The organism is Ruegeria sp. YTSC004, from assembly GCF_059609805.1.
This window is the reverse complement of sequence record NZ_JBXWMJ010000007.1, coordinates 242,691-260,462: the sequence shown is the minus strand read 5'-3', so window position 1 is coordinate 260,462 and position 17,772 is coordinate 242,691. Positions and strand designations below refer to the sequence as shown.

Annotated in this window: 17 protein-coding genes; 6 read left to right on the top strand and 11 right to left on the bottom strand. The window is 58.5% G+C overall.

Translation table 11 applies throughout. The features are described 5' to 3' along the window. Positions 1 to 145 precede the first annotated feature (145 nt). Positions 146 to 1,852, top strand: coding sequence for a SulP family inorganic anion transporter (locus AC2FFP_RS14615; RefSeq protein ID WP_496767060.1), 1,707 nt, complete (start codon positions 146 to 148; stop codon positions 1,850 to 1,852). A gap of 16 nt (positions 1,853 to 1,868) precedes the next feature. Here AC2FFP_RS14615 and AC2FFP_RS14610 read toward each other — a convergent pair whose 3' ends face one another. The 4 genes from AC2FFP_RS14610 to ruvC all read right to left on the bottom strand — a co-directional run bounded on the left by AC2FFP_RS14610 (position 1,869) and on the right by ruvC (position 4,751). Continuing rightward, positions 1,869 to 2,492: a hypothetical protein gene (locus AC2FFP_RS14610; RefSeq protein WP_496740206.1), complete on the bottom strand. Its 624-nt coding sequence runs from the start codon at positions 2,490 to 2,492 to the stop codon at positions 1,869 to 1,871. Positions 2,493 to 2,555: 63 nt separating this feature from the next. After that, on the bottom strand, positions 2,556 to 3,575 hold the full coding sequence (gene ruvB / locus AC2FFP_RS14605) for a Holliday junction branch migration DNA helicase RuvB (RefSeq protein WP_109312604.1): 1,020 nt from the start codon (positions 3,573 to 3,575) through the stop codon (positions 2,556 to 2,558). 4 nt (positions 3,576 to 3,579) lie between these two features. Continuing rightward, the gene (gene ruvA / locus AC2FFP_RS14600; RefSeq protein ID WP_496767061.1) at positions 3,580 to 4,257 is read right to left on the bottom strand and encodes a Holliday junction branch migration protein RuvA; all 678 of its coding nucleotides are present in this window, start codon (positions 4,255 to 4,257) and stop codon (positions 3,580 to 3,582) included. Beyond that, positions 4,254 to 4,751: a crossover junction endodeoxyribonuclease RuvC gene (ruvC, locus tag AC2FFP_RS14595; protein ID WP_058273216.1), complete on the bottom strand. Its 498-nt coding sequence runs from the start codon at positions 4,749 to 4,751 to the stop codon at positions 4,254 to 4,256. The genes ruvA and ruvC overlap by 4 nt, the downstream gene beginning before the upstream one ends. A gap of 334 nt (positions 4,752 to 5,085) precedes the next feature. Here ruvC and AC2FFP_RS14590 point away from each other — a divergent pair, with 334 nt between their 5' ends. Next, complete coding sequence (locus AC2FFP_RS14590) at positions 5,086 to 5,298, top strand: DUF1127 domain-containing protein (protein WP_496767062.1); 213 nt, start codon at positions 5,086 to 5,088, stop codon at positions 5,296 to 5,298. A gap of 100 nt (positions 5,299 to 5,398) precedes the next feature. Here AC2FFP_RS14590 and AC2FFP_RS14585 read toward each other — a convergent pair whose 3' ends face one another. The 4 genes from AC2FFP_RS14585 to AC2FFP_RS14570 form a co-directional block, all read right to left on the bottom strand. After that, positions 5,399 to 5,743, bottom strand: coding sequence for a hypothetical protein (locus tag AC2FFP_RS14585; RefSeq protein WP_109312601.1), 345 nt, complete (start codon positions 5,741 to 5,743; stop codon positions 5,399 to 5,401). A 103-nt stretch (positions 5,744 to 5,846) separates the two neighbouring features. Next, positions 5,847 to 6,719, bottom strand: a complete 873-nt coding sequence (locus tag AC2FFP_RS14580) for a 50S ribosomal protein L11 methyltransferase (protein WP_496767063.1) — start codon at positions 6,717 to 6,719, stop codon at positions 5,847 to 5,849. A gap of 66 nt (positions 6,720 to 6,785) precedes the next feature. Beyond that, complete coding sequence (locus AC2FFP_RS14575) at positions 6,786 to 8,018, bottom strand: MFS transporter (protein WP_496767064.1); 1,233 nt, start codon at positions 8,016 to 8,018, stop codon at positions 6,786 to 6,788. A 79-nt stretch (positions 8,019 to 8,097) separates the two neighbouring features. After that, positions 8,098 to 10,293, bottom strand: a complete 2,196-nt coding sequence (locus AC2FFP_RS14570) for a primosomal protein N' (RefSeq protein WP_496767065.1) — start codon at positions 10,291 to 10,293, stop codon at positions 8,098 to 8,100. Positions 10,294 to 10,383: 90 nt separating this feature from the next. Here AC2FFP_RS14570 and fsa point away from each other — a divergent pair, with 90 nt between their 5' ends. The 4 genes from fsa (at position 10,384) to AC2FFP_RS14550 (ending at position 13,637) form a co-directional block, all read left to right on the top strand. After that, positions 10,384 to 11,037, top strand: a complete 654-nt coding sequence (gene fsa, locus AC2FFP_RS14565; protein ID WP_496767066.1) for a fructose-6-phosphate aldolase — start codon at positions 10,384 to 10,386, stop codon at positions 11,035 to 11,037. Between the two features lie 194 nt (positions 11,038 to 11,231). Next, a complete protein-coding gene (locus tag AC2FFP_RS14560; RefSeq protein ID WP_058273210.1) occupies positions 11,232 to 11,939 on the top strand; it encodes a DUF484 family protein in 708 nt (235 codons plus the stop codon). Continuing rightward, positions 11,936 to 12,856, top strand: a complete 921-nt coding sequence (locus AC2FFP_RS14555) for a tyrosine recombinase XerC (RefSeq protein ID WP_496844490.1) — start codon at positions 11,936 to 11,938, stop codon at positions 12,854 to 12,856. Before AC2FFP_RS14560 ends, AC2FFP_RS14555 begins: the two co-directional genes overlap by 4 nt. 85 nt (positions 12,857 to 12,941) lie before the next feature. Beyond that, on the top strand, positions 12,942 to 13,637 hold the full coding sequence (locus tag AC2FFP_RS14550) for a CDP-alcohol phosphatidyltransferase family protein (RefSeq protein ID WP_496881189.1): 696 nt from the start codon (positions 12,942 to 12,944) through the stop codon (positions 13,635 to 13,637). Between the two features lie 3 nt (positions 13,638 to 13,640). On the opposite strand, the gene AC2FFP_RS14545 is transcribed toward AC2FFP_RS14550, so the two are convergent. From AC2FFP_RS14545 to ileS, 3 genes are all read right to left on the bottom strand, one after another. After that, positions 13,641 to 14,108: a hypothetical protein gene (locus AC2FFP_RS14545; protein WP_058273207.1), complete on the bottom strand. Its 468-nt coding sequence runs from the start codon at positions 14,106 to 14,108 to the stop codon at positions 13,641 to 13,643. A 76-nt stretch (positions 14,109 to 14,184) separates the two neighbouring features. Then, positions 14,185 to 14,640: a methylated-DNA--[protein]-cysteine S-methyltransferase gene (locus AC2FFP_RS14540; RefSeq protein WP_282120675.1), complete on the bottom strand. Its 456-nt coding sequence runs from the start codon at positions 14,638 to 14,640 to the stop codon at positions 14,185 to 14,187. An 82-nt stretch (positions 14,641 to 14,722) separates the two neighbouring features. Next, positions 14,723 to 17,635, bottom strand: coding sequence for an isoleucine--tRNA ligase (gene ileS / locus AC2FFP_RS14535; RefSeq protein WP_496767068.1), 2,913 nt, complete (start codon positions 17,633 to 17,635; stop codon positions 14,723 to 14,725). Positions 17,636 to 17,772 lie beyond the last annotated feature (137 nt).

Below are 17,772 nucleotides of genomic sequence, written 5' to 3'. Positions count from 1 at the left end.
CTGCTCTGAAACAGATGCATGGTTGCCGCGGTTCCTGCAATCCCTTGCGGGGACAAAGTTCCCACCTTCCCAAGTCCGCTATCGAAATTCGAAGATTTGCCCTCTAGGCTTTCATACATACCAAGTGAATCCGACAGGAGTTTCAATGACTAAAGGACCAAAAGAAGAGAGGATGTTCTTTCTTCCAGTCCTTCAGGGCATCTTGCCGTTCAAACGCGCGACCTTGCCTGCGGAAATTTTGGCAGGCCTGACCTTTGCCTGCCTCGCGATCCCCGAGGTCATGGGCTACACCAAAATCGCAGGCACGCCGGTTGTGACGGGATTGTACACTATCCTTATCCCAATGGCGCTGTTCGCGCTGTTCGGTTCGTCCCGTCATCTTGTGGTGGGGGCGGATTCTGCCACGGCGGCGATTACGGCTTCGGCTCTGGCTGGCATGGCAGTGTCGGGTTCGTCCGAGTATCTGGCGTTGGCGTCCCTGTTGGCGCTGATGGCTGCTGTTCTTCTGATTGCCGCACGCCTCATCGGCTTGGGGTTTCTGGCTGATTTCCTATCCCGAACAGTTCTTGTCGGGTTCTTGACAGGCGTGGGCATTCAGGTCGCAACCGGTGAAATCCCCGGACTGTTAGGGATCGAAAGCGACGGTCACGGGACCATCGCCAAGCTTCAGGCAACCATTCAGAACATCGACCAGACAAGCTGGCCCACATTGGCGGTAGCGGCGGCAGTTCTGCTGATCGTCGTCGGATGCCGGCAGCTGTCACCGAAACTACCCGGCCCGTTATTCGCCATACTTGGGGTAATCCTATGCAGTTGGGCGTTCCAATTCGCCGCATCCGGCATCGCGGTACTGGGCTCGGTCCCCAGCGGCTTGCCTGCGCTCTCTGTCCCGAACGTGGATTGGAGCTGGACCCTGTTCAAACAATTGCTGCCAACCGCGCTGTCCATCTTCGTTGTGATCTTGGCCCAAAGCGCCGCAACTTCGCGGGCCTATGCGGCGCGTTACGAAGAGAAGTTCAGCGAGAACACTGACCTTGTCGGGCTGGGCCTGGCCAATCTTGGGGCAGCCTTCACGGGCACATTCGTTGTAAATGGCAGCCCGACAAAAACCGAGATGGTGGCCAGCGCCGGTGGCCGCAGTCAGGTGGCACAACTGACGACCGCCTTGATCGTCTTGGTGGTCATACTGTTCCTGACCGGCCCACTGGCCTACCTGCCGAATGCGGCACTGTCTGCAGTCGTGTTCCTGATCGGCCTGAAAATGATCGACCTGAAAGGCCTGATTGCAATTTACAGGCAAGCCCGATCAGAATTCTGGATTGCAGTCGCCACGGCTGCGGTTGTCGTCATCGTTGGGGTCGAACAAGGCATCATCTTTGCGATGGTGCTGTCATTGATCGACCATACCCGCCGCGGCTACCGCCCCAAAAATTCAGTGATCGTCAAAACCAAAGACGGTGGTTGGCATTCAAAACCCATTTCCGTGCCAAACCAATTCGAACCCGGGCTCGTCATCTATCGCTTCTCGCACAGCCTTTACTACGCGAATGCACAGCGGCTTTCGGATGAGATCGCGACAATCACCCATGAATCAGATAACAAAGTACGTTGGTTCTGCATCGAAGCCTCGGCCATCGATGACATCGACTTCACCGCGGGCTACACGCTGCGCAATGTCCTCAAGCTCCTGCAGGCAAAGAACATCCGGCTGGTATTCCTCCTGATCGAACCGCATGTCCGGTCAGAGTTGGACAGGTACGGCGTGACCGATTTGGTGGGCGACGACGCATTTTTTGACACGGGAAGCGACTTGTTAAGCGCTTTTCAACACCGCAACACATCCAAATCGTAGATGATCTCAGCTTAAATCACTGCGACTGCTGCATCCGTGCAAACAATCGCAGGCCGTGCGCCGGGTCCTGCGCTGCCCTCGGCAAAACCGGATCATAGGCTGCCCGGATCAGCCCGGCGATATCGGGGCGCAGGACTGTCACCCCCTCGGCGACCGCCAGCGGCGATTGCGTTCTAAACGCAGTGTCCGACCACAGCAAAATGGTCTGCACCACCTGGCTGAGCGCCAGTGTCTCGGCCGGAATCTTGGACAGCTCTTTGTCCATGCGCAGGAAAACAAACGCGGCTCGAATCGCACCGTCCTCTTCAAAGCGGAACACCCGATACTGATTTGCATCCGCCGCGATCAGCCGGTCCACCAGCGGGGCAAGATCGGGAACCAACCGATCCAGATCTGGAACTTCTAGCAGCTCCTTCCAGTCGCGGAAAAAGAACACCATGCAGTTCGCACCAAGTTCCGGATCCGTTTCGGCCATCTTATGATCGGCCAGGCTAACCACGGCCTCAAACGCGCCCTTGACGGTGTTCAGGGTTTCATCCTCGACCCCAAAGACGATAGGCACGATGGGCCGACCCCAACGCGCAAACAGGAACTCTCCGCTTTCACGGGTGAACAACGACTGAATGTCTTCGGGGGTCACGCCCAATCCTTCATCTTTTCGAAAGTACTCTTGCCGAAGGCATAAAATCTAAAGGCCTCAGCTTCAACCAAACAGATCGCTCTGGCCCTTTGGTGCCGCCATTCCCAGATGCGTCCAAGCCTTCTGCGCCAACATCCGACCGCGTGGCGTGCGCTGGATCAGCCCTTGCTGCAACAAATAGGGCTCGATCACGTCCTCCAGCGAATCGCGACTTTCCGACAACGCAGCCGACAGGGTCTCAATCCCGACCGGACCACCGGCATAGTTCTCAGCAATCAGCTTAAGGTATCGCCGGTCGGCACCATCCAAGCCCAGATTATCCACTCCCAACCGCGTCAGCGCGCCATCCGCCAGATCCAGGGTGATACGTCCATCGCCTTCGACGATGGCGAAATCCACCACCCGTCGCAGCAATCGCCCTGCGATCCGCGGGGTCCCGCGCGATCGGCGCGCAATTTCTCTGGCGCCCGCATCATCAGCAGGCGCGCCCAGTTTGCGGGCATTGCGCGTAACGATCTCGTGCAACTCGTCCACTGTGTAGAACTGCAACCGCGTCGGAATGCCAAATCGGTCGCGCAATGGGGTGGTCAGCAAGCCCATCCGCGTCGTTGCTCCGACCAAAGTAAACGGCTGCAACTCAATCCGCACAGTCCGCGCTGCCGGGCCTTCGCCGATCACCAGATCCAGCTCGAAATCCTCCATCGCCGGATACAGAACCTCTTCGACGGCCGGGTTCAGACGGTGGATTTCGTCGATGAACAGCACATCGCGGGATTCCAGATTGGTCAGGATCGCGGCCAGATCACCCGCCTTGGCCAGAACCGGCCCCGAGGTCATGCGGAAATTCACCCCCAACTCGCGCGCCATGATTTGTGCCAGCGTCGTTTTACCCAGGCCCGGAGGGCCATGAAACAGCGTGTGATCCATCGCCTCGCTCCGCATACGCGCGGATTGGATAAAGATGCGCAAATTTGCCCTCGCCTCGGCCTGACCGATGAATTCGTCTAACCCCTGCGGACGCAGGGCGCGGTCGTTATCCTCGGGCAAGGGATCGGGGCGCAATGTGGGATCGGCGTCTACCATTCAGTTACCCTTTCGGAGCCAGCAACTTGAGCGCCGCCCGGATCAATTCAGCCTCGCCTGCATCCGGTAGGCTGGCGGCCGCTTCGGCCACGGCCGAGGCCGCCTCGGATGGTCCGTACCCTAAATTGCCAAGGGCTGACAGTGCCCCCGCCGAAGCTGCGGCAGACCCCGAGGCAGGCTTGGCCGCCTGTTTGGGCGCTGGTGCCGGTTCAGACAGCTCAACAACTTCCAATCCGGGACCGTCCATCGCTTCGGTCACGGTCCCGCCCATCGCCATAACACCCGGCGCTTTGTCTTTTAGATCCAGCACGATCCGCTGCGCCGTCTTTGGGCCCACGCCTTTCGCCGCCTTGACGGCACCCCAATCCCCAAGCGCAATGGCACGGCTGACCCCATCCGGACCCAGCGCGGACAGTATAGCGAGCGAGACCTTGGCCCCAACGCCCTGAACCGAACACAGCAGGCGATGCCATTCCTTTTCGACCAGAGACAAAAACCCGAAAAGCTGCATCAGGTCCTCGCGCACCACCATATCGGTATAGATCGAGACAGCCTCGCCAACGCCCGGCAGCGCGGCCATGGTCCGGTCCGAGCAGTAAACCAGGTATCCAACCCCACGCACGTCGATCAACACGTGATCCGCTGCGCGATAGTCCAGTCGTCCGGTCAGTTTCCCGATCATGCCCGCACCTCTTTCACGCGCGCCTGCGGCGCTGCGCCGTAATATGAATGACAGATGGCAATCGCCAGCGCATCCGCGGCATCCGCCCCTTTGGGCTTACAGCCCGGCAGTTGCAATTTGACCATATGAAGAACCTGCTCTTTCTCGGCATGCCCAACGCCCACAACCGTTTTCTTAACCCGGTTGGGCGCGTATTCCCCCACGGGCAGCCCTGCTTGCGCCAGCGTCAACAACGCCACACCACGCGCCTGGCCCAGCTTCAGCGTACCAGCCCCATCCTTATTGACGAAGGTCTGTTCGATGGCCGCCTGATCGGGCTGATGTTCTGCAATGACTTCGACGATTTGATTGTAGAGAGACAGCAAACGCTCGCCCAAATCGTCCCCGTCAGACTTGCACAGTCCGTTGGCGACGTGGCTCAGGCGGCTGCCATGCGATTCGATGACGCCCCATCCCAGGGTCCTAAGCCCCGGATCAATGCCCAAAATCCGCATATTTCGCCTCGGCCTGCTCGAGTTTTTGTGATCTTTTTTACGGATTAGCACGAAGCGTGAACATTTTCCAAGCGAATTGACAGAGAGCGCAAAAACGACAGACCTGTTTCACAGGCGACAAAACGGCCAGTTTGCGACAGTCAAAAGTCTGAAATCGACACGTTTCATGAAGCAAAAATGGCCAATAAATTAAGGGGTTCTAATGAATCTTGAGCTCTGCAAAAAACGCATAGGACAGTTGCAATTTCCGCACTTGCACAGCCGATTTGGCGGCACTAGATGCCGCTCAGATCGAACGATCAAAACGTAAACTTAAACCAGAAGGAAACAGGATATGGCTGCACTGGACACCACCCGCACCACCATCGGCTCATTCGGCCTCGTCGGCCGTATCGGCGCATATTTCGCATCGGTCGTGAACGCCGCTGTCGAATGGAATGACGCCCGCGTTACTCGTAACACGCTGAGCGGTCTGACAGATCGCGAGCTGGAAGATATCGGACTGTGCCGTGGCGATATTGACGTCGTGGCCGATGGTCGTCGTTAAGATTTAACACACCCACTCATATGTCCCTTCCCTCCCTCGGGGGCAAAGCAGAACGCCGCGCATGCAGAATGCGCGGCGTTTCCGATTCTTTGGCCGGACGTCAGGGCAGCAGCCGTGCCAGCTGTTCCGAAAGCATCAGCGATACCGGATCGATTTGCATCACCCAGGCACCGGCTTGTTCAACCGAGGTGCCCTCGTTCAATGCGTCAACCCTGTATTGATAGCCCGAAGGCCCAAGGCTGGTGAGCAAGAAGGTCTTGAATGCAAACAACCCAAGCAGACACATCAGTAGAACCTTAAGGGGTAAAGCTGACTTCACCCTCTGCGGTTTCATCACAACCAACCCGTCCTTGCGCATCGTCGCGCGATAGCCACGGCTTAGTTTTGCGTGTTTCTTGCTCAGGCGATTTACGCGCTGATCAAATTCTAGTTGTTTTCCCGTCATGGCAGCCTCCAAAACCGCCCCCCGATTCCACGTTAAGACGGTAGAAACAGAATGCGACAAAATCGAGGCAAAACTCCAGAAAGCTCCAGTAAATGGCCCAAATTTAGCCCTGTTTGCTTAATATTAGCGTCGTCCACTCACCAATTTGGTCATTTTTCTCTAAATTGAAACCGTTTTGTACATAAACAGAAACCACATCATCGGCTTGTTCGTTAAGGATTCCAGATAAAATTGCGTATCCACCGACGCGCAGATTCGCTGCGATTTCGGGGGCCAGAGCAACCAGTGGCCCCTTGAGGATATTTGCGAAAATCAGATCGTAAGGTGCGATCGCGCCCAGATCGGGATGGTCAAAGCCCGCCGCTTCCACGCAACGGACCTTGCCTGCCATTCCATTGGCCTTCAGGTTGGCCTCGGCGACATCAACAGCCACTTCGTCGATATCGCTGGCGATGATCTCACCTTCCCAGACCCGCGCTGCCGCCATGGCCAGCACGGCAGTGCCACAGCCGATATCGGCCACTTTGGTCGCCGTGAACCCTTGGCTCAGAAGATGGTCCAGCGCCTTTAGGCATCCCAAAGTGGTGCCGTGATGGCCAGTGCCAAAGGCCATTGCGGCCTCGATCAGTAGCGGGATGCGTCCCTCAGGCAGTTTGTCAGCGTCGTGGCTGCCATAAACAAAGAACCGTCCAGCATCGACCGGTGCCAGTTCCCGGCGCACATGGGCCACCCAATCGGTATCGGGCAATTCTGATACAACAAACGGCTTGGCCTCAAACGCGGCGGCCAAGACGGCCAAAGCGGTTTCGTCCGGAGTTTCGGTGAAATACCCACCAACTTCCCAAAGTCCCGAACCATCCTCGACCTCGAATACACCAACGCCGGTTGGTTCCGGATCCAGACGCTCCATCGCTTCGCCCAGCCCTTCGGCAGCTTTTTTACCGGTCAGTGTAGTCAGCGCAGTGAATGTGGGCATGAGGGCCTCCTGTATCAATTGACACAGCGCCTATGGCGATGGCCCGCCAAGGTCAAGCATTGGCGCTTATTCGGCAGGTGCCGGCGCGTATTTCGACAAGATCGTTTCATTGCCCGGTTCCGGGTGGCGCGGGATCAGTAAGGACAATCCCAACGAGATCATCGCCATCGCAGCGGCCAGTGTAAAGACTGCACCAGGTGAGATGACCCACAGCAGGCCCAGAAGCGCAGGAAGGAACACAGCGGCGATATGATTGATCGTGAACGCCACAGCCGCCGTCGGTGCGATATCTGCAGGATCGGCGATTTTCTGAAAGTAGGTCTTCAGAGCAAGCGCCAAAGCGAACAGAACATGGTCGATCACATATAGGGTTGCAGCCAGTACCACGCCCCAACCAAACCAGTAGATACCACCATAGGCCGCAAAAACGATCGCCAAGCCGGTGTATTCGAAGACCAGCGTGCGGCGTTCGCCAAACATCGATACGGCCTTGCCCAACATCGGGGCCGCCGCCATGTTGATCACCAGATTGATCAGATAGAGGCTGGTCAATTCGTGAACTTCAAACCCGAACTTCTCGACCATCATGAAGCCCGCGAAGACAACAAAGATCTGCCGCCGCGCGCCGGCCATGAACTGTAGCGCGTAATACAGCCAGTACCGACGACGCAGGATCAGTTTTTTGGTCTGCGGAGTTGGGGCATCGAATTGCGGAAATGCGAACAGGCAGAACAGCGCCAGCAGGGCAGTCACACCACCAGCGGCCATGAATACAATGTTGTAGGACAGATCAAACCGGTCCCAGGTCAAAACGATCAAGCCATAGACCACTGCAGTCGCGGCAGACCCCATGGCCACCAGCCACCCCAGAACCTGCGGCGCGCGATCTATGGGCAGCCATTGCAGCTGCAGCGATTGGTTCACCGTTTCGTAGTAGTGAAAGCCGATCGAGCTGAAGAGCGTAACAAACAACAACCCGCCGAGGCTGGGAAACCATGCAGTCACCGCAGTCGCCACACCCAACATCATTAGCGAGATCATCGCCAGCACCTGCTCACGCACGAAAATGATCACCGCAATCACGCCAACAGCAAGAAAACCAGGGATCTCCCGCACAGTGTGCAGTAACCCAATGTCGGCCCCGTCAAAATTCGCCACCTCAATGACGAAATTGTTCAACAGCGCGCTCCACGCGTTGAAGGCAATCGGCATCGTCAGCGCCATGACGAACAAGAGCGTCACAGGGCGGCGCCAGAACGGAAGGCTCTGCGCCTCGGACAGGGGCATCGGTTTCAACATGGGACTCCTCTACGCCCATTTTCAGATTTTGGCGAGGCCGAAGCAGTGCGCGCACAATCGATCTGCGCTGATGCAGAGGTCAGTAGAAACTCTGCGGATCGATATCCACGGTCAAACGCAGGTCACCCTTCAGGCGCAAGGGTGCGATCCAGCGTGCTATCGCGTCCTGAATCGGTGCGCCCTTGGGTGCCTTGACCAGCAATCGCACGCGGTGTCTGCCGCGAATCCTCGCAATAGGCGCCGGTGCCGGGCCAAATACCTGTGCCCCGATATCACGCAGTGGCGCATCGTTTCGGGCCATTGCATTTCCAATATCAAAAACTGGTCCAACCTCAGGTCCGGACAGGACGATCCCGGCCATACGGCCGTATGGCGGCACACCTGCTGCCTGCCGTCCGGCGGCCTCGGCCTTCCAAAATCCTTCTTCGTCACCTGAAAGAATAGCGCGGATTACAGGATGCTCGGGCTGGAATGTCTGCAACAGGGCCTGCCCTGGCTTGTCCGCCCGGCCTGCCCGACCTGCGACTTGCCGCATCAACTGGAATGTCCGCTCAGCGGCGCGCAGGTCCGCCCCGTGCAGACTAAGGTCGGCATCGATTACCCCGACCAAAGTCAGATTGGGAAAGTTGTGCCCCTTCGCGACCAGCTGCGTACCGATGACGATATCGGCATCGCCCTCGGCAATCTCTTCGATCTTGGCTTTCAGGGCGCGGGCCGAGCCAAACAAATCGGAACTCAGCATCGCGATCTTGGCATCGGGAAACGTCGCCTCAGCCTCCTCGGCCAGCCGCTCGATCCCCGGGCCGACCGGGGCCAACTTGCCCTCGACGCCGCATGAGGGACATTCCTCGGGCATCGGCTTGGTCTCACCGCATTGGTGACACATCAGCCGTTTCAGAAACCGGTGCTCGACCATTCGGGCGTCACAGTGATCACAGGCAATCTGTTCCCCGCAAGCGCGGCACAGGGTCACCGGCGCATACCCACGGCGGTTGATGAACAGCAGCGATTGCTCGCCCTTCTCGATCCGCTGCATCACCGCCTGCCGCAAAAACGGAGAAATCCATGTCCCCGGTTGCATCTGTTCGGCCCGCATGTCGATGGGCTTCATCTCCGGCAACACCGCCGCCCCAAACCGCGAGGTCAGATCAACCCGTTCGTACTTTCCCGCCTCGGCGTTGGCCCAGCTTTCCAGCGAAGGTGTTGCGCTGGCCAGAATCACCCGCCCGCCACAAATGGCGGACCGCAGAACAGCCATGTCCCGCGCGCTGTAATGCACGCCGTCCTCTTGTTTGTACGAGGTGTCGTGTTCCTCATCGACCACCACCAGGCCAAGGTTACGGAATGGCAGGAACAACGCTGAGCGCGCGCCAATTACCATTTGCGCATCCCCCTGCCCGACCATCCGCCAGACCCGGCGGCGTTCGGTCATGGTCGCGCCGGAATGCCACTCGGCTGGGCGTGCACCGAACCGCGCCTCAACCCGCGTCAGGAATTCCGCTGTCAGAGCGATCTCGGGCAGCAGAACCAAGGCTTGTCGGCCCATCCGCAGCGCCTCTGCGACCGCCTCCAGATACACCTCGGTCTTGCCCGAACCCGTCACGCCCTTAAGCAGCGTGGTTCCATATTCCCCAGACCGCTGGCCCTTCTGCAACTTCTCAACCGCCGCCGCCTGATCGTCGGTCAACGCTTTGCCCGGCAAATCCGGATCCAGATGCGGATAGGGCAAATCGCGCGGGCTATCTTCTTCCCGTACAGCGCCCTGCTTGACCAACCCTTTGACGACCGAAGACGTCACTCCGGCCTGTTCGGCGAGTTCTTTCAGGGTGAACGCCAGCCCGCCATAGTTGCGGAGTACCTCCAGCACACGGGTGCGTGCGTCGGTCATCCGGTCCGGCTCGCCATTACCCAACCGATAAACCTTACGCATCGACGGCGGATCACCCAAACCCGGCGCTCGGGTTGCCAGCCGCAACATCGCGGACATCGGTGTCAGGGTGTAATCGGCAACCTTCCCCAGAAACAGCCGCATTTCTTCGCGCATCGGCGCGACCTCAAGCACCCGGATCACGGATCGCGCCTTGTTCAGGTCGAACCCGCCCTGTCCCGGCCCCCAGACGACACCCAGTACTTTGCGCGGCCCCAGCGGAACCTCTACGAACGCCCCCAGAAAACAGCCCCCCTCGGGCGCCTTGTAATCCAGCGTCCGGTCCAGCGGTTGTGCGGTCAGAACCGCAACCAGCTCTCCGTGGTCGAAATACTCCTGAGTGCTCAACGCATATCCTTGGGCTCGGGGGTTCCAGCATGGGTCTCTTTGAGGTAAAGCCATCCGCGACCAAGGCCAACCCATCAAAGGACTGCCCGCATGAAATTCTTCGTAGACACAGCCGAGATCGACGCCATTGCCGAACTGAACGATCTGGGCATGGTGGACGGCGTGACCACCAACCCCTCGCTGATCCTGAAATCAGGTCGTGACATTCTGGAAGTGACCAAGGAAATCTGTGATCTGGTCGACGGCCCGGTTTCAGCCGAAGTTGTGGCCACCGAAGCAGACGACATGATCGCCGAGGGCCGCAAGCTGGCCAAGATCGCGCCGAATATCGCCGTGAAAGTTCCGCTGACATGGGCCGGTCTGAAAACCTGCAAGACGCTCAGCGACGAAGGCCAGATGGTCAACGTCACACTCTGCTTCTCGACCAACCAGGCGCTTTTGGCCGCAAAGGCGGGCGCAACCTTCATCTCGCCCTTCATCGGTCGCCTGGATGACATCAACCTTGATGGCATGGATCTGATCGCGGATATCCGTCAGGTCTATGACAATTTCGGTTTTGAAACCGAAATTCTGGCCGCTTCAATCCGCACCGTGAACCACGTGACCGACAGCGCCCGCATCGGTGCTGACGTGATCACCGCACCGCCTGCCGTGATCAAGAAACTGGCCGATCACCCGTTGACGGACAAAGGTCTGGAAACCTTCCTGGCCGACTGGGCCAAGACAGGTCAGAAAATCCTCTGACTCTTTGCGCGACCGCGCGGCACCGTCAGGTGCCGCGCCCGGCACAACTGCCAAGCCTTGATCTTTGATCAAGGTTTCGCAGGCGGGAGCCGTAGGTCACAGTGGGAATGAAATGCACCGCCAATGCATTTTTTCCAAGGAAACCGCCATAACTCATGTTATAAGCCCCTCAACAAAAAAAGACCGAGCGGGACATGAGCAGCAACACCAAACTCCAGGACAACTTGCGCGCCGCGATTCTGGCTAAACCAGACGCCGTGCTGGACGACAAGGACCTGATGCAGGCACTTGTGACAGCCAACGAACAGGCGCGCGGGGACAACGTCATCGACCTGCGCGGCATCGCCATGCAACGGCTCGAGGAACGGCTGGACAGGCTGGAAGACACCCACCGGTCCGTTATCGCCGCAGCATATGAAAACCTTGCAGGCACAAATCAGGTGCATCGTGCCGTTATCCGCATGCTGGAACCGGCCGAATTCGAAGATTTCCTGCGCACGCTCGGCTCGGATGTGGTCGAAATCTTGCGCGTTGATCGTATCAAGCTGATTCTGGAATCCACAGCCACACAGGAAGACCCCGCCATCGACACTCTGGGCGGTGTTTTGTCCGTAGTCGAACCCGGTTTCGTGGACAATTACCTGACCTTCGACCGCGGCGGCCCCGCTCGCGACGTGGTTCTGCGCGAGATCCTCCACCCGACGCACAGGATTTTTGGACCCAACGCAGATCACCTGCGGTCCGAGGCTTGCCTGCGGTTGGATCTGGGCGAGGGTCGGTTGCCCGGCATGATCGTGATGAGCGCAAGGGACCGCAACCACTTCTCGCCGCAGCTGGGCACTGATCTTCTGTCGTTCTTCGCTGGCGTATTCGAACGCTCGATGCGCCACTGGTTGTCGTGAGCCTGATCTCACCTGCCTGCCGCGACGCGTTACAGTACTGGCTGGACAGCCTGAGCGCGCTGGCAGGGCGATCGGAAAACACCCAAGCCGCCTATCGTGGTGATGTCACCGACTTCCTGTCTTTCATGACACTACACCACAGTGAACGGCAGGGATTGGCAGCGCTGGCCCGCATCACCGTGTCCGACATGCGCGCCTGGATGGCCGATCAGCGCAGCGCAGGTGTTGGCGCGCGATCCTTAGCGCGCAAGCTATCGGCGGTCAAAAGCTTCTACCGATGGCTGGCTGAACGCGAAGGGTTCGAACCCACCGCCGTTCTGTCCACACGCGCGCCAAAGTTTACTCAAAAACTCCCCCGCCCGCTGGCCGAAGATGCGGCCCGCGCGATGATCGACACGGTCGAACTTCAGTCGTCAAACGACTGGATCTCGGCGCGCGATGTTGCTGTCGTCACATTGCTCTATGGCTGCGGTTTACGCATCTCTGAGGCGCTGTCTTTGACAGGAAGCGACGCACCTGTGCCGGGTAGCTTGCGTATTGTGGGAAAGGGCGGAAAAGAACGCATCGTTCCGGTGATTCCGGCCGCCCGCACCGCCGTTGACCGTTACCTGCAGCTTTGCCCGCATCCACAATCCCAGGAAAAGGCTTTGTTCCGTGGGGCGCGGGGCGGTGCGCTCAATCCCCGTGCAATTCAGGGCGTGATGGCCAAGGCGCGCATGCAGCTTGGTCTGCCCGCAACCGCCACGCCGCACGCTTTAAGGCACAGTTTTGCCACCCACCTGCTGTCCGCAGGGGGCGATCTGCGCGCCATTCAGGAATTGTTGGGCCATGCCTCGCTTTCCACCACGCAGGCCTATACGGCCGTAGATACGGCCCGATTGATGGAAGTCTACAACCGCGCGCACCCCAAGGCCTGATCGCAGGTCCCACGATAACGCCTGGGCTGTACCCTTACCCGGCTTTTAGTTTGCATCTGCAGCGCGCATCGTCCAAGAGACACAAATGACAATAAAACTCAAAGCCCTTTCCGTACATCTGTTCACCGCGACCGGTGCCGTCTTTGCAATGTTGGCCATGCTGGCCGCGGTCGAAGAAAAGTGGAGCCTTATGTATCTGTGGCTTGTGATCTCGTTCATCGTGGACGGAATCGACGGCCCGCTTGCGCGCCACTACCATGTCAAAAAGAACGCACCGGAATTTGACGGTGTTCTTCTGGACCTGATCATCGACTATCTGACCTACGTGTTCATTCCGGCCTTTGCGCTGTTCAAATCGGGGCTGATGGACGGTTGGACAGGCTGGTTTGCGATCATCGTGATCACCTTTGCCAGCGCCATGTATTTCGCGGACACGCGGATGAAAACCAAGGACAATTCGTTCTCTGGGTTTCCGGGTTGCTGGAACATGTTTGTCATCGTGATCTTCGCGCTTGAGCCCAATTTCTGGGTGATCCTGCTGCTGGTTTCACTGTTGTCGCTGGCGATGTTCCTACCGTTGAAGTTCATTCACCCGGTGCGGACGGAACGCTGGCGCAACGTGTCACTGCCCATCGCGTTCGCCTGGACGTTCTTCGCCGGTTGGGCTGCCTGGGTCGATTTCCATCCCGAAAGCTGGGCGCATTGGGGGTTGGTGATTACAAGCCTCTACCTGGTTTCAGCTGGTATTGGGCAGCAAATTATCCCGCTGCGCAACAACTGAACGCTACAGGATTTCCTCAACCTCGAACTCGGTGCCGTTATGGGTGAACACATCACCCTCTTGCAGACCGGTCATGGTCAGGTAGATCGGGCTCTGGGTTGAAATACCCATATAGGTTTTGCCGTCCACCTCGAACCGTGTAGTCGAAACACAGACCACGAAACGGCGGTTGTTGAACTTGACAACAGCGCCTGGCTGAACCCGGTCCGTCAGGCTGAAATCCGTGTTCTCGATCACATCAATCTTGGCGTGGTGCGCATGAACGGGTGCATCGAACGCCGCCGCCAGATCCGCATTCTCGCGCGAGGCGGCAATGTCATCCTTGTCATGCCCTTCGCGGTCGTCCAGCTGCGAGTCTTTTAGAAATGCGTCGTAATGCGCCTGCGCAGTTGCCAGTTCCTGTTCTTCCAGCGACATCAGGCGGTCTATGATGGCCTTTTTGCGAGCGGCCGGGTCTGTATGGGCGGTCATGCAATACGGTCCTTCAAATTCAGTAACTGATATAGGTTGGGCCGCGAACTCTGGGATTGCAACTGATTTTCGCGCCTCAGATCAGAAGGCCCGCCGCTCGTTCATGACGCAGCAAGGCCACTTTGGTTTCGACACCACCATCGCCCGAGAACCCGCCCAGACCGTTGGCAGACAGCACCCGATGGCAAGGTATAATCACCGGTATGGGGTTCGCACCGCAGGCCTGCCCCACCGGTTGGGGTGGCTGCCCAAGCTCTTTCGCGATGTCCCCGTACGTTCGGGTCTCGCCCAGCGGAATGGCATACATCAGGTCGCAGACATTGCGCTGAAAGTCTGACCCGGCAACACGATACGGCAGATCGAACCGCTCGAGACGCCCCTCGTTATATGCGGTTAACTGTGCGGCGGCTTCCTGCAACAGGGGTGTGTCCGGCCCGTCGTCCTGCCCATCCCACACAAGGCGTGTGATGGCGCCATCTGTTTCTTCAATGCCAAGGCGGCCAAACTGCGTATCAACGGAAATCATCGGCATGGACACAGCGTTTCAGATCGCCGGGGCCAGCGCAAGCGGGGAAAGAAAAACCCCCGGCGGGTGACGCCGGGGGTTCGAATGTTTAGCCCAGCGCTTCGTCGCAGCGCCCACACACACCCGCGTGGGAATGCCGACCAACATCCGGCAGGATCTTCCAGCAACGCTGACATTTCTCGCCATCTGCTTTTTCGAACACGACGCCAACGCCTTCGATTTCCGGCACACGGAACGCCTCGGCAGGGGCCGGGTCGCCCGAAACGGTCAGGCCAGACGTGATGCACATGTCGTCCACGTCGAAAGTGGCCAGCAGATCGCGGGTGTCATTGTCTTCGACATGCACGATTGGTGCGGCCTCAAGGCTGGATCCGATGACCTTGTCCTGACGCTGGATTTCTAACGCTGCAGTCACCGCGCGGCGAACACGGCGAATCTTGACCATAGCAGCCTCAAGTTCTGAATTGCGCCAGTCGGCAGGGGTTTCGGGGAAATCCACCAGATGGACCGAGCTGTCATCGCCGGGGAACCGCTCCAACCAGACCTCTTCCATGGTGAAGACCAGAACCGGGGCCAGCCATGTGGTCAGTCGGTGGAACAGGATATCCAGCACGGTGCGCGCAGAACGGCGACGCAGGTTGTCGCCGTCGCAGTACAGCGCATCCTTGCGGACGTCGAAATAGAAGGAAGACAGATCGACCGTGGCAAAGGTGAACACGGCGCTGAACACGCCCTGGAAGTCGAAGGATGCATAACCTTTGCGCACCTGTTCATCCAGATCGGCCAGACGGCTGAGAACCCAGCGTTCCAGACGCGGCATATCCTCAGGCGCGACACGATCCGCTTCGGTGAAGTCCGCCAGCGAACCCAGCATGAACCGCATGGTATTACGCAGGCGACGATAGCTGTCGGCGGTACCTTTCAGAATCTCCGGCCCGATCCGCTGATCCGCGGTGTAGTCGGTCTGAGCCACCCAAAGGCGCAGGATATCGGCACCATATTGCTTGATAACCTCTTCCGGCACGATAGTGTTGCCCAGAGATTTGGACATCTTGTTGCCCTTGGCATCCAGCGTGAAGCCATGGGTTACCACGTTGCGATACGGCGCACGCCCCTTGGTGCCGCAAGCCTGCAGCATGGACGAATGGAACCATCCGCGGTGCTGGTCGGTGCCTTCCATGTAGACGTCCGCGATGCCGTCTTCAGTGCCATCCTCACGGTCGCGTAGTACGAAGGCATGGGTCGAACCAGAGTCGAACCACACGTCCAGAACGTCAAACACCTGATCGTAGTCATCCGGGTTGGCGATGCCGTCGAGGATCTGTTCTTTGAAGCCGTCAGTGTACCAGATATCCGCGCCGTCTTTCTCGAACGCCGCCTTGATGCGGGCGTTGAGTTCCTCGTTGCGCAGCAGGTAATCCGCGTCGGTGGGCAGAGCGCCCTTCTTGGTAAAGCATGTCAGCGGCACACCCCAGGCGCGTTGGCGGGACAAGACCCAGTCCGGGCGCGCTTCGATCATCGAGTACAGGCGGTTACGGCCTGTCTGCGGCGTCCATTTCACCAGCTCGTCGATAGACCGCAGCGCGCGTTCGCGGATGGTGTCACCCATCTCACCCATGCCGTCGTCCAGTTTGCGATCAACAGACGCAAACCACTGCGGCGTGTTACGGTAGATGATCGGAGCCTTCGAGCGCCACGAATGCGGATAGCTGTGCTTGATCTTGCCACGCGCCAGCAGCCCGCCAACCTCGACCAGCTTGTCGATGACGGCTTTGTTCGCATCACCTTCACCGCCCTTGCGGGACAGGATGAACTTACCGCCAAAGAACGGCAGGTCAGCGCGGAACGAGCCATCGTCCATCACGTTGTAGGTGATGACTTGCTCGAGCATGCCTAGATCACGGTACAGTTCGAATTCCTCCATACCATGCGACGGCGCACAGTGGACAAAACCGGTTCCTTCGGTGTCAGTTACAAACTCAGCGGCGCGGAAGTCGCGGATGTCGTCCCATTCGCCATTGCCACCTTCGGCCCCGGCCAGCGGGTGGGTCAACTGGACACCGGCCAATTCATCGGTGGTTACGTCACGCACGCGAGTCCACTGGTCGTCGTTCAGGCGTGCACGGCCCAGCACGTCGGCGGCCAGATTGTCGGCCAGCAGGAACTTGTCTCCGGCACTAGCCCAGCATTCTTCTGGTGCTCCGGTGACTTCGTAGAGGCCGTAAGAGATGTCCTTACCGTAGACGACAGCCTTGTTCGACGGCATCGTCCATGGCGTCGTTGTCCAGATTACAACAAACGCGTCATCCAGATCGCCAGCATTTACGACTTTGAATTTCACCCAGATAGTGAAGCTTTCCTTGTCATGATACTCGACCTCGGCTTCGGCCAGCGCGGTTTTCTCAATGGGCGACCACATCACGGGCTTCGAGCCCTGATAGAGCGTGCCGTTCATCAGGAACTTCATGAACTCGTCGGCGATCACAGCCTCGGCGTGATAGTCCATTGTGATGTAGGGATCGGGCCAGTTGCCGGTGATACCAAGGCGCTTGAATTCTTCGCGCTGGACGTCGATCCAGCCTTCGGCAAACTTGCGGCATTCCTGACGGAAGTCGACGATGTTCACCTCGTCCTTGTTCTTGCCCTTCTTGCGGTACTGTTCCTCGATCTTCCATTCGATTGGCAGGCCGTGACAGTCCCAGCCGGGCACATAGCGCGCATCATGACCCATCATCTGATGGGACCGCACGATCATGTCCTTGATGGTTTTGTTCAGCGCGTGGCCGATATGCAGGTGGCCGTTGGCGTACGGAGGGCCATCATGCAGGGTAAAGGCCGTGCGGTTCTCTTTTTCACGCAGGCGGTCATAGACACCGATTTTCCCCCACCGTTCCAACCACGCGGGCTCGCGCTTGGGCAGGCCAGCGCGCATGGGGAAGTCGGTTTTGGGCAGGTTCAGCGTGTCTTTGTAATCAGGTGTTTGGGTCGTGTCGGCGCACATTTGGGGCGTCCTCAGGATGATCTTGTCGTGTTTGGATCGAAGCGGTCAGTGCGAATTCTCAAGCACCTTTGCCCGGCGTCTCGCGAAATCAGAGCGCCGGGGATATAATTCGAATAATGATGGCCATCCGGTCATAC